The organism is Stenotrophomonas maltophilia (assembly GCF_002799245.1).
Lineage (GTDB): Bacteria > Pseudomonadota > Gammaproteobacteria > Xanthomonadales > Xanthomonadaceae > Stenotrophomonas > Stenotrophomonas maltophilia_S.
This window is the reverse complement of sequence record NZ_NEQV01000007.1, coordinates 19,571-42,533: the sequence shown is the minus strand read 5'-3', so window position 1 is coordinate 42,533 and position 22,963 is coordinate 19,571. Positions and strand designations below refer to the sequence as shown.

General features: G+C 67.0%; 21 protein-coding genes. 17 read left to right on the top strand and 4 right to left on the bottom strand.

The window, feature by feature from the left end:
- Positions 1 to 80: 80 nt before the first annotated feature.
- Positions 81 to 2,183, top strand: coding sequence for a PAS domain-containing sensor histidine kinase (locus B9Y64_RS18635; RefSeq protein ID WP_100441978.1), 2,103 nt, complete (start codon positions 81 to 83; stop codon positions 2,181 to 2,183).
- A gap of 4 nt (positions 2,184 to 2,187) precedes the next feature.
- Complete coding sequence (locus B9Y64_RS18630; RefSeq protein ID WP_100441977.1) at positions 2,188 to 3,960, top strand: EAL domain-containing protein; 1,773 nt, start codon at positions 2,188 to 2,190, stop codon at positions 3,958 to 3,960.
- 93 nt (positions 3,961 to 4,053) lie between these two features.
- Here the strand turns inward: B9Y64_RS18630 and B9Y64_RS18625 are convergent, their stop codons facing one another.
- The 4 genes from B9Y64_RS18625 to flgA all read right to left on the bottom strand — a co-directional run bounded on the left by B9Y64_RS18625 (position 4,054) and on the right by flgA (position 6,738).
- The gene (locus tag B9Y64_RS18625; protein ID WP_100441976.1) at positions 4,054 to 5,274 is read right to left on the bottom strand and encodes an ATP-binding protein; all 1,221 of its coding nucleotides are present in this window, start codon (positions 5,272 to 5,274) and stop codon (positions 4,054 to 4,056) included.
- A gap of 91 nt (positions 5,275 to 5,365) precedes the next feature.
- On the bottom strand, positions 5,366 to 5,704 hold the full coding sequence (locus tag B9Y64_RS18620; protein WP_014037132.1) for a FlgN family protein: 339 nt from the start codon (positions 5,702 to 5,704) through the stop codon (positions 5,366 to 5,368).
- Positions 5,701 to 6,006, bottom strand: coding sequence for a flagellar biosynthesis anti-sigma factor FlgM (gene flgM, locus B9Y64_RS18615; protein ID WP_005409579.1), 306 nt, complete (start codon positions 6,004 to 6,006; stop codon positions 5,701 to 5,703). The genes B9Y64_RS18620 and flgM overlap by 4 nt, the downstream gene beginning before the upstream one ends.
- 75 nt (positions 6,007 to 6,081) lie before the next feature.
- A complete protein-coding gene (gene flgA / locus B9Y64_RS18610; protein WP_100441975.1) occupies positions 6,082 to 6,738 on the bottom strand; it encodes a flagellar basal body P-ring formation chaperone FlgA in 657 nt (218 codons plus the stop codon).
- A gap of 165 nt (positions 6,739 to 6,903) precedes the next feature.
- On the opposite strand from flgA, the gene B9Y64_RS18605 reads away from it, so the two are divergent.
- The 15 genes from B9Y64_RS18605 to B9Y64_RS18535 all read left to right on the top strand — a co-directional run bounded on the left by B9Y64_RS18605 (position 6,904) and on the right by B9Y64_RS18535 (position 22,760).
- Complete coding sequence (locus B9Y64_RS18605; RefSeq protein ID WP_053449684.1) at positions 6,904 to 7,848, top strand: chemotaxis protein; 945 nt, start codon at positions 6,904 to 6,906, stop codon at positions 7,846 to 7,848.
- A 150-nt stretch (positions 7,849 to 7,998) separates the two neighbouring features.
- Positions 7,999 to 8,394 carry a flagellar basal body rod protein FlgB gene (gene flgB / locus B9Y64_RS18600; protein ID WP_005409576.1) on the top strand — a complete coding sequence of 132 codons (396 nt, stop codon included), beginning with the start codon at positions 7,999 to 8,001 and terminating at the stop codon, positions 8,392 to 8,394.
- Positions 8,395 to 8,397: 3 nt separating this feature from the next.
- On the top strand, positions 8,398 to 8,805 hold the full coding sequence (gene flgC / locus B9Y64_RS18595; RefSeq protein WP_005416461.1) for a flagellar basal body rod protein FlgC: 408 nt from the start codon (positions 8,398 to 8,400) through the stop codon (positions 8,803 to 8,805).
- A 23-nt stretch (positions 8,806 to 8,828) separates the two neighbouring features.
- Entirely contained in the window at positions 8,829 to 9,512 is a 684-nt protein-coding gene (locus tag B9Y64_RS18590) for a flagellar hook capping FlgD N-terminal domain-containing protein (RefSeq protein ID WP_087922494.1), read from the top strand.
- A 32-nt stretch (positions 9,513 to 9,544) separates the two neighbouring features.
- Positions 9,545 to 10,768: a flagellar hook protein FlgE gene (gene flgE / locus B9Y64_RS18585; RefSeq protein ID WP_100441974.1), complete on the top strand. Its 1,224-nt coding sequence runs from the start codon at positions 9,545 to 9,547 to the stop codon at positions 10,766 to 10,768.
- A 32-nt stretch (positions 10,769 to 10,800) separates the two neighbouring features.
- Complete coding sequence (locus tag B9Y64_RS18580; protein ID WP_049467791.1) at positions 10,801 to 11,550, top strand: flagellar basal body rod protein FlgF; 750 nt, start codon at positions 10,801 to 10,803, stop codon at positions 11,548 to 11,550.
- A 103-nt stretch (positions 11,551 to 11,653) separates the two neighbouring features.
- Positions 11,654 to 12,439 carry a flagellar basal-body rod protein FlgG gene (flgG, locus tag B9Y64_RS18575; RefSeq protein WP_005416457.1) on the top strand — a complete coding sequence of 262 codons (786 nt, stop codon included), beginning with the start codon at positions 11,654 to 11,656 and terminating at the stop codon, positions 12,437 to 12,439.
- Positions 12,440 to 12,461: 22 nt separating this feature from the next.
- Positions 12,462 to 13,154, top strand: a complete 693-nt coding sequence (gene flgH, locus B9Y64_RS18570; protein ID WP_100441973.1) for a flagellar basal body L-ring protein FlgH — start codon at positions 12,462 to 12,464, stop codon at positions 13,152 to 13,154.
- A 2-nt stretch (positions 13,155 to 13,156) separates the two neighbouring features.
- The gene (locus tag B9Y64_RS18565; protein WP_100441972.1) at positions 13,157 to 14,299 is read left to right on the top strand and encodes a flagellar basal body P-ring protein FlgI; all 1,143 of its coding nucleotides are present in this window, start codon (positions 13,157 to 13,159) and stop codon (positions 14,297 to 14,299) included.
- Position 14,300: 1 nt separating this feature from the next.
- The gene (gene flgJ, locus B9Y64_RS18560; RefSeq protein ID WP_100441971.1) at positions 14,301 to 15,500 is read left to right on the top strand and encodes a flagellar assembly peptidoglycan hydrolase FlgJ; all 1,200 of its coding nucleotides are present in this window, start codon (positions 14,301 to 14,303) and stop codon (positions 15,498 to 15,500) included.
- Between the two features lie 8 nt (positions 15,501 to 15,508).
- Entirely contained in the window at positions 15,509 to 17,389 is a 1,881-nt protein-coding gene (gene flgK / locus B9Y64_RS18555; protein ID WP_100441970.1) for a flagellar hook-associated protein FlgK, read from the top strand.
- Positions 17,386 to 18,588 carry a flagellar hook-associated protein FlgL gene (gene flgL, locus B9Y64_RS18550; protein ID WP_100441969.1) on the top strand — a complete coding sequence of 401 codons (1,203 nt, stop codon included), beginning with the start codon at positions 17,386 to 17,388 and terminating at the stop codon, positions 18,586 to 18,588. The genes flgK and flgL overlap by 4 nt, the downstream gene beginning before the upstream one ends.
- 423 nt (positions 18,589 to 19,011) lie before the next feature.
- Complete coding sequence (locus B9Y64_RS18545; RefSeq protein ID WP_049442737.1) at positions 19,012 to 20,232, top strand: flagellin; 1,221 nt, start codon at positions 19,012 to 19,014, stop codon at positions 20,230 to 20,232.
- A gap of 72 nt (positions 20,233 to 20,304) precedes the next feature.
- Entirely contained in the window at positions 20,305 to 21,495 is a 1,191-nt protein-coding gene (locus B9Y64_RS18540; protein WP_100441968.1) for a flagellin, read from the top strand.
- 86 nt (positions 21,496 to 21,581) lie between these two features.
- Positions 21,582 to 22,760: a flagellin gene (locus B9Y64_RS18535; RefSeq protein ID WP_100441967.1), complete on the top strand. Its 1,179-nt coding sequence runs from the start codon at positions 21,582 to 21,584 to the stop codon at positions 22,758 to 22,760.
- Positions 22,761 to 22,963: the final 203 nt, after the last annotated feature.

Sequence of the window (22,963 nt, the reverse complement as noted above, 5' to 3'; positions counted from 1 at the left end):
CGGCGCCTGCGGCGGATAATTGAGTGGTCACGGCGCGCTGCGGGGTAAGATGGCCGGCGCCCCTTTCACCCGCCCCGTCCATGCCCGCAGAACCGACCGGCAACGCCCCAGTTCCCGACCCGCGGATGGCGCAGGCGCTGAGCCGTGACCGGCGACGGGTGGTGCTGAGCTACCTGGTGATGGCGCTGGCGTGGATGATCTCCACCGACAGCGTGGTGCAGGCGCTGGTGCCCGATCCGCAGCAGGCGGCCCTGTGGCAGGGCCTGAAGGGTTCGTTCTTCGCCCTGGCCAGCGCGGGCCTGCTGTATCTGCTGCTGCGCCCACTGGCCGAGCACGTGCTGCATACCCATGCCCGGCAGCAGGCCTCGGAACTGCGCCTGCGCCAGATGTTCGAGGGCAACCCCGGCCCGATCCTGGTCTATGACCTGGACACGCTGGCGATCCTCGACGCCAACCCCGCCGCCTGCGCCGCCTTCGGCTGGGACCAGGACGAACTGCTGGAGCAGACCATCGACGCCTTGTGGCCGCCGGGCCAGGACCAGGCGCTGCAGACCAAGCTGGAGGCCATCCGCGAGGCGCCCGAGGAGCTGTGCATCCTGCGGGCCCAGCTGCAGCTGCGCGATGGCTCGCTGCGGCAGATGGAACTGCGCTCCAACGCCATCAGTTACGACGGCCACAATGCGCGCCTGCTGATCGCCATCGATCGCACCGCGGAGGATCTGGCCCAGCTGCGCCGCGACCAGGCGCTGGCACGGGTGGAGGAAGCCCACGAGCTGGCCCGCATCGGTGCCTGGGAGCTGGACCCGTCCACCGGGCTGGGCCGCTATTCCAACCAGGTCTATCGCCTGCTCGGCCGCCGCCCGCCCGAGGCCCGCCGCTGGCACCGCTTCGACGAGCTGCTGGTGCCGGCCGACACGGCCACCGCCACCCAGACCGAACAGCTGCTGGCCGAGCTGTGCGGCGGGGAGCCGGTACAGGTGGACGTGCTGCTGCCACTGCTGTCGATGGACGGGCGTGCGTTGATGGTGCACCTGCGCGCCGCCAGTGGCATCGATGAAGCCGGCCGCAACCGCGTGCTGGGCACGCTGCAGGACGTGACCGAGCGCGAGCAGTCGCGGCGCCTGCTGCGCGAGCGCGAGGAGCAGTTCCGCGAGCTGGTGCGGGTATTGCCGGACGGCGTGGTGATCCTCTCCGACGAACATGTGCTGTACGCCAACGCCTGGGCCGCCGGCCTGTTCGGCTACGGCAGCCACACCCTGCTGGGCGAGCCCTTGTCGGCACTGGTCGCTGCCGCAGACCTGCCGCGGGTGCGCAACCAGCTGCGCGCTGGCCAGCCGCACCTGGGGCCAGGCCACAGCAGCGTGGTGGCCATGCAGCGTGGCGACGGCCGCAGCTTCCATGCCGGCCTGGCGGTGGGCGAAGTGCGCTACGGCGGCCGCGACTGCAAGCTGCTGATCGTACGCGACCTGAGCGATTCAGAACGCACGCGCAGCGCGCTGGAAACCAGCAACCGCGAACTGCAGGCGATGGCCGGGCGGCTGTTCTCGCTGCAGGAGGACGAGCGCCGTGCGATCTCGCGCGACCTGCACGATGACATCGGCCAGGCCATCACCGCGATCAAGCTGTCTGCGCATGCGGCGCAGGATGAGGACGATCCGCAGCGCCGTGGCGAGGACCTGGCGCAGATTGTCAGCCTGGCCGACACCACCGTGGCCAAGCTGCGCGACATTTCCACCCTGCTGCGCCCACCGCAGCTGGATGCACTGGGCCTGGAAGCGGCGCTGAGCTGGCAGGCGCGGGTGTTGTTCCGCTCCTCGCCGGTGGAGCTGCTGGCCGAGATCGAGCCGCTGCCGCACCGCCCCGACAACAGCATCGAACAGGCCTGCTTCCGCATCGCCCAGGAAAGCCTGACCAACGCGCTGCGCCATGCGCGCGCCAGCCAGGTACTGCTGCAGCTGCGCGATGTCGGCCAGCGCGGGCTGCACCTGCAGATCCGCGATGATGGCGAGGGCTTCGATCCGGACGGCCCGCGCGGCCTCGGCCTGATCGTGATGCGCGAGCGCGCGCAGAGCGTCGGTGGCCACGTGCGGATCGAATCCGCGCATGGCGAAGGCACCCTGATCGACGTCCATCTCCCCTACCAGGCGGCCAGCATGGCTGCCGTCGATTCACCGGAATACTGAGCCTATGTGGAATCCCAACCTGCCCCCGGTCAGCATCGATGATGCCCCCGACCGCCTTGGCGCCGGCAACCCCGAGCTGCAGGCGATGGTTGCCGAGGCGGCCTCCGGCGGCATCACGCTGATGTTGATGCATGTGGACATCGACCACTTCGCATCGGTCAACGAGAACATGAGTGCCGAAGTGGGCGACCAGGCACTGGTGCTGGTGGCGCAGCGCCTGCAGTCCTACCTGCGCGGGCGCGGCAAGCTGTGGCGGCATGGCAGCGACGAGTTCCTGATCGCGGTACCACGCACCGCAGACCTGCCGCTGCCGGAAGATTTCGCCGAAGAGATCCGCCAGCAGATGGAGCTGCCGCTGTCGGTGCTGCCGTACACGCTGTTCATGACCGGCAAGCTGGGCGTGAGCCTGTGCCCGGAGCATGCCAGCAGCGCCTCGCGCCTGCTCGACCATGCCGAGGATGCGCTGTACCAGGCCGCGCGCGAAGGCGGCAATGCCGTGCGCATCCATGCGGTGGACACCCCGCCGAGCGCGCACAGCGAGAGCATCATCGCGCGCCAGATCGTCGATGCCATTCCCAATGGCGAGCTGAAGCTGCGGTACCAGCCGCTGGTCAGCGCCCGTGACGGCCACGTAGTGGGCATGGAAGCGCTGCTGCGCTGGCAGTCGCCCACCCTGGGCATGCTGGTGCCGGAGCGCTTCATGCGCACCGCCGAGCGCCTGGGCATCATCGTGCAGATCGGTACCTGGGTGCTGGAAGGCGCGTTGAAGCAGGCGCGGCTGTGGCGCGACCAGGGCTTCGATGACTTCACCATTGCAGTGAACGTGTCCACGCTGCAGCTGCTGCGGCCGAACTTCTTCGCCGAGGTGATGTCACTGCTGCAGGCGGCAGGCGTACCGGCGCAGATGCTGACCCTGGAGATCAACGAGAGCGCGCTGACCAACAACGTCAATTTCGTCCATGAGACGCTGGCCAACCTGCGCAACGAAGGCATCAGCCTGAGCCTGGACAACTTCGGCACCGGCGACTCCAGCCTCAGCGCGCTGGTGCGCTACCCGGTGGACAAGCTGAAGATCGACCGCAGCTTCATCAAGAGCGCGCCGGCCGGCAATCGCGAAGCGGCCATCGCCCGCGCGATCATCGCCATGGGCCACCAGCTGGGCATGACCGTGATCGCCAACGGCGTGGAATCGCAGGCCCAGCTGGGCTTCCTGCGCCGCAACGACTGCGATGTGTTCCAGGGCTACCTGTTCGGCGAGCCGATGTCGGCCGATGCCGCCGGCATGACCCTGCGCCGCCGCTACCTGCGCCCGGAAGCCTTCGCCGAGACACGGCCGGACCGTACGCTGCTGCTGCTGGACGATGAGGAAAACGTGCTGCGCTCGCTGGTGCGCCTGTTCCGCCGCGATGGCTACCGCATCCTGGCGGCCGGCAACGTGCGCGATGCGTTCGACCTGCTGGCGATCAACGACGTGCAGGTGATCCTGTCCGACCAGCGCATGAGCGACATGAGCGGCACCGAGTTCCTGGGCCGGGTGAAGATGCTGTACCCGGATACGATCCGCCTGGTGCTGTCGGGCTACACCGATCTGAACACGGTCACCGATGCGATCAACCGCGGCGCGATCTATCGCTTCCTGACCAAGCCGTGGAACGACGACGAGCTGCGCAAGCACATCCACCAGGCCTTCCGCACCTACGAGGAACAGCGCCGCAGCAATGCGGGGCCAGCGCCTGCCGAGCCGGCAGACGGCGGCGAGGACCGACCGCTGCGGTGATGCCTCGGCCCGGTAGAGCCGGCCGCTGGCCGGCTGCTCCGGGTATCGGGTTCAACGAGGTTGCCGGCCAGCGGCCGGCACTACCCGAAGCGGTCAGCGCGGCTGTTTCACCGGCAGCACCACGCGGAAGCGCGAGCCCACGCTAGGGGTGCTGTCCAGGTCGATGCGACCGTGGTGCTTGTTGATGATGCTGTAGGAGATCGACAGGCCCAGGCCGGTGCCACTACCCACCGGCTTGGTGGTGAAGAACGGATCGAAGATGCGCTGGCGCAGTTCCGGCGAGATGCCACCGCCGGTATCTTCGAATTCAACCCACACATGATCGCCATCAACACCGGTACGCACCGTGATCGTGCCGCGCTCGGCGATGGCATGGCCGGCGTTGAGCAGCAGGTTCATGTAGACCTGGTTCAGCTCCGACGGCAGGCACTCCACCAACGGCAACTGGCCGAACTCGCGCACCAGGGTGACCTTGTACTTGAGTTCGTTCCAGATGATGTTGATGGTCGATTCCAGGCCCGCGTGCAGGTCGACCAGCTTCCATGATTCGTCGCGGCCGGAATACGAGAAGTCCTTCAGGTCGCGCACGATGCGGGTGACGCGCTCGATGCCTTCGCGCGACTCAGCCATCAGCTGCGGCAGGTCGCGGCTGATGAAATCGATGTCCAGGCGGTCACGGATGTCATCGATTTCCGGAATCAGCGCCTTCGGGTCCGGCGCGCGCAGGGCGCGCTCGTAGGCCTCGATCACGGTGAACAGGCTGCGCAGGTATTCCTGCAGGCTGCCCAGGTTGGAGTGCACGTAACCGATGGGGTTGTTGATTTCGTGCGCGACGCCGGCGGCCAGCTGGCCGATCGAGGCCATCTTCTCGGACTGCAGCAGTTTTTCCTGGGTGCCATTGAGGCGCAGGTAAGCCTGGCGCAGCTCGGCGTGGCGCTGCTGCAGTTCGCGTTCGTAGTCTTCCTGCCCTTCGATGTGGCGGAACAGGGCCAGGAAATGCCCTTCGCCCACCGGGCCATGGTGGTACAGATGGGCGATGACCACGCCCTCGCCCAGCGGCAGGCTGCCATTCCAGTGGCCATGCTGGCGCGCCTGTTCCAGCGCATCGGGGGGCAGCAGTTCGCGCAGGCGCTGCGGCGGCGGAAGCCCGCCGTCCTCGCCACTGGCCAGCAGGTTCTGTGCGGCCGGATTGGCCAGGGCCACCTGCCCGTCATCGGTGAACAGCAGCAGGCCTTCGCGCAGGCGCTCAAGCAGGGCCTGCAGCACCGGCTGCGGCGGAAGGGGGGCGGTAACCAGGGCGTTGGCAGCGGACACGGCGACTCGGGGCGTTCGAACAGGCGCCCAATATACGCGGTCATGCAGCGGGCTTCAGCCCGCCGGGAGAGGTTGTGCGACCGCCGTCGCGTCAGGCGACGGCGAGTGGCCGGCCGATACTGACCGTGTGCGACTGGCCCTTGGCATCGTAGGCCGAGGCGTCTTCGGTGCGGCCAAGCTGGCGCAGCGCCCAGTTCACCTCGCGGCGGCGGCGCGACAGCAGCACGCCGTTGGCGCGGTTGCGCTCGGCCAGTTCCTGCAGCTGTTCGCCCTCGCCCACCGGCGGCGCGCCTTCCAGCGCACGCAGCGCCTCCAGCTTGGCGCCGGTGGCCCGGATCAGGGCGTGCACGTCGTGCTCGACCAGGGCCTGGCGCTCAACGTCCAGGGCCTGGGCGAGACGCTGCAGCGGCTCGCTCATCGCCGCAGTCATCCGTGCAGCTGCTGGTCCAGATCGAGCATGCGCGATGCGATCGCGTCCGGATTGATCTTGTAGGTGCCGTTCTGCAGCGACTCGCGCACGGCCGCCACGCGCTGGGCATCGATCGCCGGGGCGGTGGTCAGCTCACGCTCGATGGCCTGCAGATTGGTCGCCTCGCCGGTCAGGCGCAGGCTGTCGGCCGCTTCGACCGGGCGCGCCGCCGCATCGGTGCTGACGCCGGGCTTGTTGGCCGGGGTCGTCACGCTGCGCAGTGCCTGGGGGACCTGCAGGTTGCCGTCGATTTTCTGGCTCATGGGGTGTCCTGGAGTTGCCGTTCACAAGGGATAACGACCGCAGGGCCGTGATCTTTAGGGATATTTTGCAGTAATTCAACGCGCCACGATTACGTCACCCGCGGCATCGACCGTGCCCTGCACGATCCGCCGCGAGGACAGGTTCTCGACCGAGACCCGTTCGTTCTCACCGGCATCACCCATCGCGCGGCCGGCAATGCGGACCTCGACCGAGCCGCGACGCGACACCAGGGCCACATTGTCTCCTCGCTTGATGAGACGCTGGACCACCAGGTCGTTGTTCGACAGCAGGGCTCCGGCCTGCAACGGACGGCGGGCGATGCGGCCGATCGCTGCGTTGGGATCGGCCAGCACCGCACCGGCGATCCGGGCGGCGTCACGCTGGGCAGTGGTGATATCGGCGGCGGTGAGGGTTTCTCCAGTACCGATTCCACGGTTGAGCACCAGCACGGTCTGGTTGCGCCGAACCTTCACCGGCACGAACAGGCGCCAGCCCCCCGCATCGGGGCAGCTGACTTCCACCGTGGTGTTGGCGGTGGGCTGCACCTGCAATGCACCGCCACATTTCGGCAGGCGCAGTGCATCGGCCACCTGCGCCTCGCCTTCACTGCCGGCCGGCAGTGTCGACAGCGCCGCAGTGCGGATGCTGGCCACTGGCTGCCAGTCCGCAGCCGCCGCCCATGGCGCGGCCATGGCGAGCGCGATGGCGAATAGAGATGTGACCCGGCGCATGGCGCCTCCTTGATTCAGCAGGAACTGGCCCTGGTGCGTGCAAGGGGTGTGCCAGAGCCCTGGCTTCGTGCAGCCGAGCGTGGCTCGGCTCTACATAAGCGGTGAACAGCACATCGGCATCACGCCGCCCTCAAGTTCCGCCGCCGGGGCGCCGATACAGCAGCCATGTCCCATGACCTGCTCAACCGGATCGACCAGCGGACCCGACTGGCCGGCCACAACCGCCTGGCGCTGCTCCTGTTCCGCCTCGGCGGACGTCAGCTTTTTGGCGTCAATGTCTTCAAGGTGCAGGAAGTCCTGCGGCGCCCGGAGCTGTTCCAGGTGCCCGGCCTGCCCAGCCAGTTCTCCGGCGTGGCCGACGTGCGCGGCCGCTCGGTACCGGTGCTGGACCTGGGCCTGGCCATCGGCCATCCCGAACGCGAGCCCGATGCGGATACCTCACCGGGCTACCTGGTCGTCACCGAATTCAACCGCTCGATCCAGGGTTTCCTTGTCAGCGGCGTCGAACGCATCGTCAACATCGCGGTGGAAGACATCCACCCACCGCCGGAGCTGGGCGCCGAGTCGAGCTACCTGACCGCAGTGACCCGCTTCCAGGGTGAGCTGATCCAGGTGATCGACGTTGAAAGCGTGCTGGCCGATATCGCCCAGGTACGCGGTGAAGCGGTACTCGACCCGGCGATGGCAATGCCCGCCGACGGCCCGCAGCTGCAGGTGCTGGTGGTGGACGACTCGCGCGTGGCCCGCCAGCAGATCCGCAGCGTGCTGGACCAGCTGGGCGTGGGTGCCACCCTGCTTTCCGACGGCAAACAGGCGCTGGACCACCTGCTGCAGATCCACGCCTCGGGCGAGAACCCGGCCGAGCGCTACGCCATGGTCATCTCCGATATCGAGATGCCGGCCATGGATGGCTACACGCTGACGACGGAAATCCGGCGCCACCCGGGCCTGGCCGGCCTGTACGTGCTGCTGCACACCTCGCTGTCGGGCGTGTTCAACAACGCCATGGTCGAGCGCGTCGGCGCCAACGCCTTTGTCGCCAAGTACTCGCCGCACGAGCTGGCCGATTTCGTGCTGGACCGCCTGCGCAAGGTGGCTCTGGCGGCGTAAGGCCGCCGCCGGGGTCGGATCCCCGAAGGGGCTCCGACCCCTTGCATCGATGCGTGGCCCTTAGGGGTCAGAGCCCCTGCGGGGATCCGACCCCGAGCCTTTGGCACACCCCTTGCAGCTTCCCGGGCAACGTTCCCGTGGGAGTGCATCGTGCGCAACCTGATTACCGACTACCTGGGCGTCCACGCCCAGGCCATGCCGTTGCGCGAACAGCGGATGAAGCTGATCGCCAGCAACCTCGGCAATGCCGACACTCCCGGCTACAAGGCCCAGGACCTGGACTTCGATGCCGCCCTGCGCCATGCCCAGGGGCAGGATGCCAACGGCCTGATGGCCACCACCCATGAGCAGCACTACGAGATCAGTAGTGGCCTGAACCCGTTCCAGATCGCGCGCGAAGGCGTGCAACCCAGCCTGGACGGCAACACCGTCGATCCCGATGCCGAGCGTGCCGCCTATGGCCGCGCCGCGCTCGAATACCGCGCCTCGCTCAGCTTCGTCGAGAGCAAGGTGCGTTCCATGCTGACCGCGATCACGGGGCAATAAGCCATGAGCAACCTGCCGATCTTCGATATCGCCGGTTCCGCGCTGCAGGCGCAGTCGGTGCGCATGAGCACCATCGCCTCCAACCTCTCCAACGCCGACACCGTCGCCGGTTCCGCCGACGCCGTGTACAAGCCGCTGGAACCGATCTTCCAGGCCGTCACCAGCAAGAACGACCCGAACATCACCTCGGTGAAGGTGAAGGAGATCACCCAGAGCGAGGCAGCGCCGATCAAGCGCTACGAGCCGGGTCACCCGCTGGCCGACGCCGATGGCTACATCTACCAGCCCGATGTCGATCCGGTGGCGCAGATGGTCAACCTGATCTCGACCTCGCGCAATTACCAGGCCGGCGTGGAGATGTTGACCACCGCCAAGGAACTGGCCCTGGCCACCCTGACCATGGGCCGCTGAGGCCCGCAGCACCGGATACCGCCATGACCACCGCCGTCAACAACCAGACCAGCCAGGACGTCTATTCCGCGCTGGGCCTGAACGCCCCCAACAGCAACGCCACGAAAAAGAAGAACACGCTCGACCAGGCCGACTTCCTGCGCCTGATGACCGAGCAGCTGCAGCACCAGGACCCGCTGAAGCCGATGGACAACACGCAGATGGTCGCGCAGATGGCGCAGATGTCCACCGTGCAGGGCATCACCGATCTGAACAAGACGGTGAAGGGTTTCCAGGAATCGATGGCCAGCGACCAGGTGCTGCGTGGCGCGGCCCTGGTGGGCCACCAGGTGCTGGTGCCGTCGGAAAAGCTGGTGCTGGAAAAGGAAGGGAGTGTTGAAGGCACGGTGGCTGCGCCGTCGGCCGGCATCATCACCGTGGACATCACCGATGCCAACGGCGCCAAGGTCACCTCGCTGAGCGTGGAAGCCAAGGCCGCCGGCGAAACCGCCTTCCAGTGGGACGGCAAGGACGCCAACGGCAAGCGCATGGAACCGGGCAAGTACTCCATCGTCGCCAACCATGTCGACACCGCCGGCAAGAGCACCAAGCTGTCCACCTATGTGCAGGCACCGGTGGAGAGCGTGACCGTCGGTTCCGACGGCCTGTACCTGAACCTCAAGGGCCTGGGCACGGCCCCGATCGACTACGTGCTCCGCGTCAGCTGAGCCGCACACCCCGTACTTACCAGGAGCATCCCATGGGCTTCAATGTCTCGCTGTCCGGCATCAATGCCGCCAACACCGACCTGAGCGTCACCGCCAACAACGTCGCCAACGTCAACACCACCGGCTTCAAGCAGTCGCGTGCAGAATTCGCCGACCTGTTCGCTTCGACCAGCTACGGCCTGTCGAAGAACCAGACCGGCTCGGGCGTGCGCGTTTCCAACGTCGCCCAGCAGTTCATCCAGGGCGACAACGAACAGACCGGGCGCAGCCTGGACATGGCCATTTCCGGTGAAGGCTTCTTCACCATGAACATGAATGGCTCGCGCGTGTACTCGCGTGCCGGCAACTTCCAGACCGATTCGTCCGGTTACGTGGTCAACCCGCAGGGTGCACGCCTGCAGGTGTTCGCGCCGAATGCCGATGGCACCAACTTCGATTCCGGCCGCCTGGTCGACCTGCAGCTGCTGACCACCGACAGCCCGCCGAAGCAGACCAGCGAAGTGAAGGTTGGCTTTACCCTGCCGGCCAACGCCAAGCAGCCGACGGTGGCGACCTTCGACCCGGCCGATTCCAACAGCTACAACTTCTCCAGCGGTGGCATCACCGTGTACGACTCGCTGGGCGTGAGCCACATCCAGGTCTCGTACTTCGTGAAGGGCGCCAACCCCAACGAATGGACCGTGCGCAACTATGTCGATGGCCAGCCGGCCGGCACACCGACCCCGGTCACCTTCGACAACAGCGGCAAGCTGGTCGCACCCGCCAACGGCAAGGTCAGCCTCGGCACCTTCACCCCGACCACCGGTGCCGGCCAGCTGAACATGACGCTGGATATCAGCGGCTCGACCCAGTACGGCGAGAAGTTCGCGCTGCGCAACACCCAGCAGGACGGCTATGCCGCCGGCAAGCTCAACGAAGTGACGGTGTCCGAATCCGGCGTGGTCTACGCCCGCTATTCCAATGGCGACGACAAGCCGCTCGGCCAGGTCGCACTGACCACCTTCAACAACACCCAGGGCCTGGAATCGAAGGGCAACAACCTGTGGGTGGAGACCTTCGAATCGGGCACCCCGCGCACCGGCATGCCGGACACGTCCAACCTGGGCAAGATCCAGGCCGGCTCGCTGGAAGCCTCCACCGTCGATCTCACCGAGCAGCTGGTCAACATGATCACCGCGCAGCGCAACTTCCAGGCCAACGCGCAGATGATCACCACCCAGGACCAGATCACCCAGACCGTCATCAACATCCGTTGATGAGCTGCTGACCCTGCCACGGAACTCCCCGCATGGATAAAGCCCTTTACGTGGCGATGACCGGTGCCCGCGCCTCCCTGCAGGCGCAGGGAACGCTCAGCCACAACCTCGCCAACTCGGACACCCCCGGCTTCAAGGAAGCGCTGGCCAACACCGAAGCCTTCCCGATCCGTGGCCCGGGCTTTGCCTCGCGGGTGGATGCGCTGCACGTCGATGCCGGCTTCAACCGCCGGCCCGGCGCGCAGCACATCACCGGCAAGCCGCTGGACCTTGCGCTGCAGAGCGGCACCTGGCTGGCGGTGCAGGCCAGCGATGGCAGCGAAGCGTATACGCGCGGCGCCGCCCTGTCGGTAACCCCGAACGGCCAGCTGGTGACCTCCGGCGGCCGCACCGTGCTGGACGACAACAACAACCCGATCGCCATTCCTCCCTACCAGGCGATGGAGATCGGCGGCGACGGCACGATCTCGATCATCCCGCAGGGCGAAGGCCCGCAGACGATGGCGCAGATCGGCCGGATCAAGGTGGTACAGGCGCCGGACGAGCGCCTCGAGCGCGGCCTGGACGGCCTGTTCCGCAACACCGACCCGCGCCAGCCGTTCGCTCCTGCGCAGGGCACCGCCGTGCACAGCGGCCAGCTGGAAGGCAGCAACGTCGATGCCGCCGGTGCACTGGTGCAGATGATCCAGCTGCAGCGCCAGTACGAAATGCAGGTGCAGGTGATCAAGCACGGCGATGACAACGCGCGCAGTGCCAACAGCCTGCTGCGCCTGGGCAGCTGACGGATTTCCGGCGTCGCCCGAGCGCGGCGCTGGCACAGCGCTTGCACACCCGCTACCAAGGGCCGCATCGCGCGGCCGGCTTCACCCAGACAGGACACCGAAGATGAACCAGGCATTGTGGATCGCGAAAACCGGACTGGATGCGCAGCAGATGCGCATGTCGGTGGTTTCCAACAACCTCGCCAACACCAACACCACCGGCTTCAAGCAGGACCGTGCCAGCTTCGAGGACCTGCTGTACCAGCAGGTGCGCCAGCCTGGTGGCTCTTCGTCGGCACAGACCCAGTTGCCGACCGGCCTGCAGCTGGGCACCGGTGTGCGTGTCGTTGCCACTGCCAAGAATTTCGAGCAGGGTGGCCAGCAGCAGACCGGCCGCGCGCTGGACGTGATGGTCAACGGCCGCGGCTTCTTCGAAGTGCAGATGCCCGACGGCAGCTCCGCGTATACCCGTGATGGCTCGTTCAAGATCAACCAGGACAGCGAGCTGGTCACCAACAGCGGCTACCCGGTGCAGCCGGGCATCCAGATTCCCGAGGGCGCGCAGTCGGTGACCATCGGCAGCGACGGCACCATCAGCGTGAAGATGGCCGACAACGCTGCGTCGGTGGAAGTGGGTGCACTCACCCTGACCGACTTCGTCAATCCGGCGGGCCTGCAGGCACGCGGCGAGAACCTGTTCCTGGAGACCACCGCATCGGGCCCGGCGCAGAACGGCAACCCCGGCCTGAACGGCCTCGGCACCGTGGTGCAGGGTGCGCTGGAAGGCAGCAACGTCAATGTGGTCGAAGAGCTGGTGTCGATGATCGAAACCCAGCGCGCCTACGAAATGAATGCCAAGGCGATCTCCACCACCGACTCGATGCTCGGCTATCTCAACAACAAGATCTGACCGGCCCAACCGGGAAACCGCCATGTCGCCCATTTCCAACTTCATCCGCACTGCCCTCGCCTGCGCCGTGGTCGCCCTGCTCGGTGGCTGCGTGATCGCCGGCGACGTGCGCCCCTACGCGGCGATGGCGCCGATCCAGCCGATCATGCCGCCGCAGGCCGCGCCGACCGCCGGTGCGATCTACGCCGCCGGCCCGACCCTGCAGCTGTACTCGGACCGCCGCGCACGCGATGTCGGCGACCTGCTGACCATCACCCTGCTGGAAAACACCACCGCGCAGACCAGTGCCAACACCGCCACCAACAAGGAATCCAACCTGAGCCTGGGCACCCCGTCCATCCTCGGTGCGCCGGTGACCCTGGGCGGCAAGGACATCCTCAGTGCCACGGCGGCAGGCAAGCGTGACTTCACCGGCAAGGGCAACAGCGCGCAGAGCAACCGCCTGCAGGGCAGCGTAACGGTCACGGTGATCCAGCGCCTGCCCAACGGCAACCTGGTGGTGCAGGGGCAGAAGAACCTGCGCCTGAACCAGGGTGATGAACTGGTGCAGGTGCAGGGCATCGTGCGCCCGGGCGACATCAGCCAGGACAACACCATTCCTTCCAGCCGCGTGGCCGAAGCCCGCATCGTCTACGGCGGCCGCGGCCCGGTCGCGCAGTCCAACGCGATGGGCTGGCTGAGCCGCTTCTTCAATTCCGGCCTGACGCCGTTCTGAGTATGGCCATGAAATCTCTCTTCTCTTCAGTGTGGCAGCGGCGCATGGCGTCGCTCTACGGATCGTTCTTGCTGGTGATGGCGGTGGTCGCGCCAGCCAGTGCCGAGCGCATCAAGGACCTGGCCCAGGTCGGCGGCGTGCGTGGCAATGCACTGGTGGGCTACGGCCTGGTGGTCGGCCTGGACGGCAGCGGCGACCGCACCAGCCAGGCACCCTTCACCGTGCAGAGCCTGAAGAACCTGCTCGGCGAGCTGGGCGTGAACGTGCCGCCGAACGTCAACCCGCAGTTGAAGAACGTCGCGGCCGTTGCGATCCATGCCGAGCTGCCGCCGTTCGCCAAGCCGGGCCAGCCGATCGACATCACCGTGTCCTCGATCGGCAACGCGGTGTCACTGCGCGGCGGCTCGCTGCTGATGGCCCCGCTGCGCGGCGCCGACGGCCAGATCTATGCCATCGCCCAGGGCAACCTGATCGTGGGTGGCTTTGGTGCGCAGGGCAAGGATGGCTCGCGCGTGTCGGTGAACGTGCCCAGTGTCGGCCGCATTCCCAATGGCGCGACGGTCGAGCGTGCCCTGCCCGATCCGCTCGCCAATGGCGGCGACATCACCCTGAACCTGCACAACAACGATTTCACCACCGTCTCGCGCATGGTCGCCGCGCTCAACAACGCCTTCGGTGAGGGCGCGGCACGCGCCGTCGATGGCGTGACCGTGGCCGTCACCGCGCCGACCGACCCTGGCGCACGCATCGGCCTGCTGGCGCGCATCGAGAACCTGGAACTGACCCCGGGCAGTGCTCCGGCCAAGGTCGTGGTCAATTCACGCACCGGCACCGTGGTCATCGGCCAGCAGGTGCGGGTCGGCCCGGCCGCCATCTCGCATGGCTCGCTGACGGTGACGATCCAGGAAAACACCAATGTCAGCCAGCCCAATGCCCTGTCCGGCGGCCGTACCGTAGCCAGCCCGCAGTCGACCATCACCGCCACCAACGACGGCAGCCGCATGTTCAAGTTCAGCGGCGGCACCACCCTGGACGAGATCGTGCACGCGGTGAACGCCGTGGGCGCGGCACCGGGCGACCTGATCGCGATCCTGGAAGCCCTGAAGCAGGCCGGCGCACTCAGTGCCGAGCTCGAGGTGATCTGACATGCGCATCAATCCCGCATTCGACCTGCACCCGGCGCAGCAGAACGACCCGGCCAGGATCGACAAGGTCGCGCGCCAGCTGGAAGGCCAGTTCGCACAGATGCTGGTCAAGAGCATGCGCGATGCCAGCTTCGGCGACTCGCTGTTTCCCGGCGAGAACAAGATGTTCCGCGACATGTACGACCAGAAGATCGCCGAGGCGATGACCCGCGGCAAGGGGCTGGGCCTGTCCGGCATGATCTCCCGCCAGCTGTCCGGCCAGGCCGCCGAAGGTCCGGCGCTGGATACCCGCGTGGATCCGGCCAAGGCCAGCCGCGCCTATCAGCTCAATGCGCCGGCCGCGCCCGCACCGTCGCTGCCGCTGGAAGATGGCAGCCAGGCCGTGCGCATGCTGCAGCAGATGGCGGCCGGAGCACAGCACGGCGCACAGGCCGCGCTGGCACCGATGGAACAGGCACTGGACCTGATCGCCGGCCGCGAAAGCAGCAGCCTGCACCGCTCGCTGGGCACCGAGGACCCGTACATCGGCGGCCTGCAGGGCGAGGACTGGTCCGCCAGCAACGACCAGTGGTCGGCGACGGCCAGCAATCGCGGAACGGCGATGAGCCCGGCCGACGCGATGGCCACCCGAACCGCAGTCGCCCAGCTGGGCGCACACACGCCGGAGGGCTTCGTCGCCAGCATCTGGCAGCACGCACAGAGCGCGGCCAAAGAACTGGGCGTGGATGCCCGAGCGCTGGTCGCCCAGGCAGCGTTGGAAACCGGCTGGGGCAAGCGCCACATCCGCCAGTCCGACGGCAGCACCTCGCACAACCTGTTCGGCATCAAGGCCACCGGCTGGAGCGGCCAGCGCGTTGAAGCCGGCACCCACGAGTACGTGGATGGCGTGCGCCGCAACGAAACCGCCAGCTTCCGCGCCTACAGCTCGCCGGCCGAGAGCTTTGCCGACTACGTGCGCCTGCTGAAAACCAGCCCGCGCTACCAGCAGGCCCTGCAGGCCGGCACCGATGTGCAGGGCTTCGCCCGTGGCCTGCAGCGCGCCGGCTATGCCACCGACCCGCGCTACGCCGCCAAGATCGCCGCGATCGCCGGTGGCCCGACCATCGAGCGCGCCGTGGCCGCCGTGGCCGACGCCGGCTCGCGCCTTGGCCAGACCTTCGCCAGCACCGCAACCGCGGCGCTGGGTATCACTCGTCGTTGAGGAACACCATGTCCAGCGTACTTTCCACCGGTACCGGAGCCCTGCTCGCCTTCCAGCGTGCGTTGGCGACCACCAGCCACAACGTGGCCAACCTCAATACGCCCGGCTACAGCCGGCAGAAGGTCAACTTCGCCACCGCCGATCCACAGAACTACGGCTATGGCACGGTCGGCAACGGCACCCGCATCACCGACATCCGTCGCACCGCCGACCAGCTGGCGATCTCGCGCCTGCTCGACAGCAGCGGTGAACTGGCGCGCCTGAAGCAGCTTTCGGGCATGGCCGACCGGGTCAATGCCCTGTTCTCCGATGCGGCCACCAACGTCGCCGGCGTCTGGTCGAACTTCTTCGATTCGGTCAGTGGCCTGTCATCCAACGCGGCCGGCACCGCCGACCGCCAGAACATGCTCGACGGTGGCAAGGCCCTGGCCAACCGCTTCGTGCAGCTCAACACGCACCTGAACAACCTCAACGGCGAGGTCAACAACGGCCTGCTGGCCGGTGCCACCGAGGTGAACCGCCTTGCGCAGGAAATCGCGCAGATCAACGGCGCCATCGGCACCAACATTGCCTCTGCCGCACCGGACCTGCTCGACCGCCGCGACCAGCTGATCACCCAGCTGATCGGCTACACCGGTGGCACGGCGGTGATCCAGGACGGCGGCATCATGAATGTCTACACCGCCGGCGGCAACGCGCTGGTGGTTGGCACCACGGCGACCAAGGTCACCACCGTGGCCGATCCGTACCAGCCCGAGCGCCTGCAGCTGGCGCTGGAGACCCAGGGCAATACCATCCGCCTCGACCCGAAGGCGGTCGGCGGCCAGATCGGTGGCCTGCTGGAGTTCCGCGACACCGTGCTGACCCCGGCCCAGGCCGAACTGGGCAAGCTGGCGGTGGGCCTGGCGGAGAGCTTCAACCAGGCCCATCACCAGGGCGTCGATCTGTATGGCCAGATGGGCGGGGACTTCTTCAACATCGGCAACCCGCGCGTCACCGGCAACAACAGCAATACCGGCACCGCTACCCTCAGCGCGACCTATGGCGACCTGGGCAAGCTGGACGCACAGAATGTGGTACTGCAGTTCGATGGCACCAACTGGAAGGCCAGCCGTGCCGACACCGGTGCCAGCATTCCGCTGACCGGCACCGGCACCGCCGCTGACCCGCTGGTGATCAACGGTGTGCAGCTGGTCGTGGGCGGCACGCCGGCGGCCAACGACCGCTTCCTGCTGCAGCCGACCGCCGGCGTGGCCGGCAGCCTGGAAATGGCCATCACCGATCCGTCGCGCATCGCCGCCGCCGCTGCCGTGAAGGGCGCAGCTGCCACCGCCAATACCGGCACCGGCAAGCTGAGCGGCGTGACCGTCACCGATTCGACCAACGCCAACCTGCGCAATCCGTCGGCGATCGTGTTCACCTCGGCCACCACCTACACCATCGACGGTGGCCCGCCGCAGACCTATACGCCCGGCCAGACCATCAGTGCCAACGGCTGGAGCTTCGTGCTGGACGGTGCGCCGAAGGTGGGCGATACCTTCAACATCACCCCGACCCCGGCCGGCTCGTCGGACAACAGCAACGCCTCCAAGCTGGCCAAGGTGGAAAGCGCGAAGGCGTTCAACGCCGGAACGGTGACGCTGAACGGTGCACTGGGCGGCCTGACCACCCAGGTCGGCGCCGCCGCCCGCTCCGCCGAGTACTCGCTCGACGCGCAGCTGGTGATCAATGACAAGGCGCAGGAGGCCCGGGATGAAGTATCCGGGGTGAACCTGGACGAAGAAGCCGCCGACATGCTGCGCCTGCAGCAGGCCTACCAGGCCGCCTCGCAGCTGATCTCCACCGCCGACAGCATGTTCCAGACCATCCTGGGAGCCGTCCGCCGATGAGCAGCCGCATCTCCACCAGCATGATGTTCAACCAGTCCGTGTCGCTGATGATGGCCAAGCAGGCCAAGCTCAGTCACCTGGAACAGCAGATCGCGACCGGCAGCAAGATCGTCAGCGCCAAGGACGATCCGGTGGCCGCCGGCACTGCGGTCGGCCTTGACCGCAGCCTGGCCGCATTGGATCGCATGAAGCTCAACGCCGGCAACGTGCAGAACCGCCTGGGCGTGCAGGAAAACACCCTGGCCCAGGTCAACGACCTGATGGCGCGCGTCAACGATCTGACCATCCAGGCCAGCAATCCGGCGCTGAGCGCTGCGGACAAGAAGACGCTGATCACCGAGGTCAACCAGATCCGCGACGGCCTGCTGTCGCTGGCCAACGCCGACGATGGTACCGGCCGCTACGTGTTCGGTGGCACCAACGACGGTGACCCGCCGTTTGCCAAGATCAACGGCAAGGTGGTCTACCGCGGCGACCAGACCCAGCGCCAGGTTGAAGTCGGCCCCGATACCTATGTGCGCGATGCCCTTCCCGGCAGCGAGATCTTCATGCGCATTCCCACCGGCGATGGCTTTGTTGACGGCAGCGCCGCTGCCGGCAACACCGGCAACGGCGTGCTGACCAACGTCACCCGCGACGGCAGCGACAGCTGGAGCGGCCAGGGTTTCAGCGTCCGCTTCACCACCGGCACCCAGTACGAGGTGGTGGATGGTGCGGGCAACGTGACCGGCACCGGCACCTACAAGGCCGGCGACGACCTTGAGGTGAACGGTGTGCGCCTGCGCATCACCGGCGCTCCGGCGGCGGGTGACAGCTTCAACGTGCAGGCGGCCAGCAGCCGCGACATCTTCTCCACCATGGACAACCTGGTGGCGGCGCTGGGTGCCGACACGGGTACCACTGCACAGATGACCGCGCAGCAGAACCAGCTGCAGAGCGCACTGCGCGACGTGGCACGCGCCTCCGAGCGGATGATCGATTCGCGTGCTGCAGGGGGCGCGCAGTTGAAGGCGCTGGACAACGCGGCCGACATGCGCGAGGCCAATGGCGTGACCCTGAAGACCACGCTGTCGCAGATGCGTGACCTGGATTACGCCGACGCGCTGAGCCAGTACCAGCTGCAGAGCACCGCGTTGCAGGCGGCGCAGACGATCTTCTCGCAGATGCAGTCCATGTCACTGTTCAACAAGCTGCGCTGACGCCTCTCCCGCGTCACCCCTGAAAGGCCGCGATGCCCTGCATCGCGGCCTTTTTCGTTTGCGCGGCTGCCTGCCGCCGTACTCGCCGGGCATGGCAGCGCGATGCCGCCATCGGGCCCTTCGCGGGCGATTTTCCGTGATTCCCCTTCAAGCCCGGCCCCACCCCGCCGATACCTTCATCAGCGCTGGTCAGGCCCTGCCCGACCGCCCCTTCCGGGGCCGCTTCCACCCCGGCAACCGGGCGGAAAACCCCGGAAAAACAGCTTCAGGCAACGATTTCCGGCTCCAGCGGAATTCACGGCTAAAGGTTGTTGACAAAGCGCCGTTATTCATTTGGCAACGGCGGAGCACACAGCCACACAAAAAAACAGGCGGCGCTTCGTTTCATTCACCAACGGGTTCCACATAAGAGGAGACGACCCCATGGCACAGGTAATCAACACCAATACGATGTCGCTCAACGCTCAGCGCAACCTGAGCACCAGCGGCAGCTCGCTCGCTACCACCATCCAGCGCCTCTCGTCCGGCCTGCGCATCAACAGCGCGAAGGACGACGCGGCCGGCCTGGCCATCAGCGAGCGCTTCACCACCCAGATCCGTGGTCTGGACGTGGCCATCCGCAACGCCAACGACGGCATCTCGCTGGCCCAGGTCGCCGAAGGTTCGCTGAACGAAGTCGGCAACAACCTGCAGCGCATCCGCGAACTGGGCGTGCAGGCCTCCAACGCCACCAACTCGGCCAGCGACCGCAAGGCCCTGCAGGCCGAAGTGACCCAGCTGGTCAGCGAGATCGACCGCGTCGCCAAGCAGGCCGACTTCAACGGCACCAAGCTGCTGGACGGCAGCTTCACCAGCCAGCTGTTCCAGGTTGGCGCCAACGCCGGCCAGGCCATCGCCATCAACAGCGTGGTCAACGCCAAGGCCGATTCGCTGGGCGCCGCGACCTTCGCCAACGGCTACACCGGCACCAGCCTGGCAGCGGCCGACAAGGCAACCGCCGACACCACCTACTCCGGCCTGCAGGTCTCGGTGACCCCGCCGGGCGGCACCGCCACCACGGTCACCATCAGCGACTTCACCGTGAAGGCCGGCGAATCGATCACCTCGGCCACCGCTGCGGCGATCAACAACAAGCTGGGTGAAACCGGCGTGGTGGCCTCGGTCAATGCCGGCGTCATCAGCCTGGCCTCGGTCAAGGATGGCCAGACCTTCGCCCTGGGTGTCAGCGCGGCGACCCCGCCGGCCGGCGCCACCGCCGCGACCATCGCCGGCCTGGGCCTGACCGAGACCAGCACCAATGGCGGCACCCTGACCGGTGCAGCGGCCAGCTTCGTCAAGGACCTGAACGTCACCACCGCCGAAGGCGCACAGAAGGCGATGTCGATCGTCGACAAGGCCCTGGAATCGGTCAACAGCGTCCGCGCCGACCTCGGCGCGATCCAGAACCGCTTCACCTCGGTGGTGGCCAACCTGCAGACCTCCTCGGAGAACCTGTCCGCATCGCGCAGCCGCATCCGCGATACCGACTTCGCCAAGGAAACCGCCGAACTGACCCGCACCCAGATCCTGCAGCAGGCCGGCACGGCCATGCTGGCCCAGGCCAACCAGGTACCGCAGAACGTGCTCAGCCTGTTGCAGCGCTGACATGAGCCGCCCCCGGGGCACGTCGGGGGCGTCTAACCCAACTCACGTGCAACCGCTCAAGGACCTCTCCTCATGGCACAAGTCATCAACACCAATACGATGTCGTTGAATGCTCAGCGTAACCTGAGCACCAGCGGCAGCTCGCTGGCCACCACCATCCAGCGCCTGTCCTCCGGTTCGCGCATCAACAGCGCCAAGGACGACGCCGCCGGCCTGGCGATCTCCGAGCGCTTCGGCACGCAGATCCGCGGTACCGACGTCGCCATCCGCAACGCCAACGACGGCATCTCGCTGGCCCAGGTCGCCGAAGGTTCGCTGACCGAAATCGGCAACAACCTGCAGCGCGTCCGCGAGCTGTCGGTGCAGGCCTCCAACGCCACCAACTCGGCCAGCGACCGCAAGGCGCTGCAGGCCGAAGTGACCCAGCTGGTCTCGGAAATCGACCGCGTCGCCAAGCAGTCGGACTTCAACGGCACCAAGCTGCTGGACGGTTCGTTCTCCAGCCAGCTGTTCCAGGTTGGCGCCAACGCCGGCCAGGCCATCGCCATCGACAAGACCATCGATGCCAAGGCCAATGCCCTGGGTGGCGCCAAGTTCGACACCAACTCGCTGGCCCTGGCCGACCCGGGTACCAACGCTGATTTCAGCACCAGCGGCCTGCAGATCAACGGCGTTGCCATTGCCGATGTCTCGGTCAAGCAGGGCGCTGACGCCGCTGCCACCGGCAAGGCCTCGCGTGAGGCACTGGTGACCGCGATCAACGCCAAGATCGGCGAGACCGGCGTCTACGCCGAAGTGAACGGCACCGCTGGCGTGACCCTGACCTCGGTCAAGGACAGCGTCAACGCCGATGGCTCGTTCAAGGCCATCACCGCGACCCCGGGCACCTGGACCGGCGCCACCGCGCCGACCTTCACCGCCACCACCGCTGCTGCGGCGCCGGCCGCGAAGTACGCCAGCAACCTGGACGTGAGCACCGTGAAGGGCGCCCAGCAGGCGATGGAAATCGTCGACAAGGCCCTGGGTGCGATCAACAGCACCCGCGCCGACCTCGGTGCGATCCAGAACCGCTTCACCTCGGTCGTGGCCAACCTGCAGACCTCGTCGGAAAACCTGTCGGCATCGCGCAGCCGCATCAAGGACACCGACTTCGCCAAGGAAACCGCCGAACTGACCCGCACCCAGATCCTGCAGCAGGCCGGTACGGCCATGCTGGCCCAGGCCAACCAGGTGCCGCAGGGCGTGCTCAGCCTGCTGCGCTGATCCGCTCGCTGATCGACCTCCGGGCGCCGCATGAGGCGGCGCCCGGATCCTGAAACACGTTCCACCTTCGCCAAAGGAAAATCACCATGGCACAAGTCATCAACACCAACACCATGTCCCTGAATGCTCAGCGCAACCTGAGCACCAGCGGCAGCTCGCTGGCCACCACCATCCAGCGCCTGTCCTCCGGCTCGCGCATCAACAGCGCCAAGGACGACGCCGCCGGCCTGGCGATCTCCGAGCGCTTCGGCACGCAGATCCGCGGTACCGACGTCGCCATCCGCAATGCCAACGACGGCATCTCGCTGGCCCAGGTCGCCGAAGGTTCGCTGACCGAAATCGGCAACAACCTGCAGCGCGTCCGCGAGCTGTCGGTGCAGGCCTCCAACGCCACCAACTCGGCCAGCGACCGCAAGGCGCTGCAGGCCGAAGTGACCCAGCTGGTCTCGGAAATCGACCGCGTCGCCAAGCAGTCGGACTTCAACGGCACCAAGCTGCTGGACGGCACCTTCTCCAGCCAGCTGTTCCAGGTTGGCGCCAATGCCGGCCAGGCCATCGCCATCGACAAGACCATCGATGCCAAGTCCGGCTCGCTGGGCACCTCGACCTTCGCCACCGGTGCAACCGCTGCCCTGACCGCCAGCACCGACGGTGCCCGCTTCTCCGGCACGGTAATGGGCGTGGACATCGGCACGGTTGAAGTGAAGGCCGGCGCCACCACGGCCGATGCATCGAAGGCTGTCGCCACCGCCATCAATGCCAAGATCGGCGAGGCCGGCATCTACGCCGAAGCCAATTCCGATGGCACCCTGAAGCTGAGCTCGGTGAAGGAAGGCAAGGCCGTTGCCACTGCCGATATCGCCCTGATGCGCAGCGACTACGACGCGACCGCCAAGACCTGGGGCACCGCGGCGGCTGCGGGCGCCTACACCGCCGGCACCGATACCTCGGCCAACGTGCAGAAGCTGGACGTGAGCACCGTGCTCGGCGCCCAGCAGGCCCTGGAAGTGGTCGACAAGGCCCTGGGTGCGATCAACAGCACCCGCGCCGACCTCGGTGCGATCCAGAACCGCTTCACCTCGGTCGTGGCCAACCTGCAGACCTCGTCGGAGAACCTGTCGGCATCGCGCAGCCGCATCAAGGACACCGACTTCGCCAAGGAAACCGCCGAGCTGACCCGCACCCAGATCCTGCAGCAGGCCGGTACGGCCATGCTGGCCCAGGCCAACCAGGTGCCGCAGGGCGTGCTCAGCCTGCTGCGCTGATCCACGGCAAGAAGGCGCCGCTACCGTCGGATCGAACCGACGGTAGCGGCAACCGGGAAGCCACGATGCACGAAGGCGCGGGCCATGCCCGGCCCGGGATCACTCCCGAACCGGCTTGGTATCGCCCGCTCCTGCGGACCTCTCTTTCAGCGCTGTACCTTTGACTGTACGTACCGGGCGGCTTCGTCTCCCCCCGATTGTCA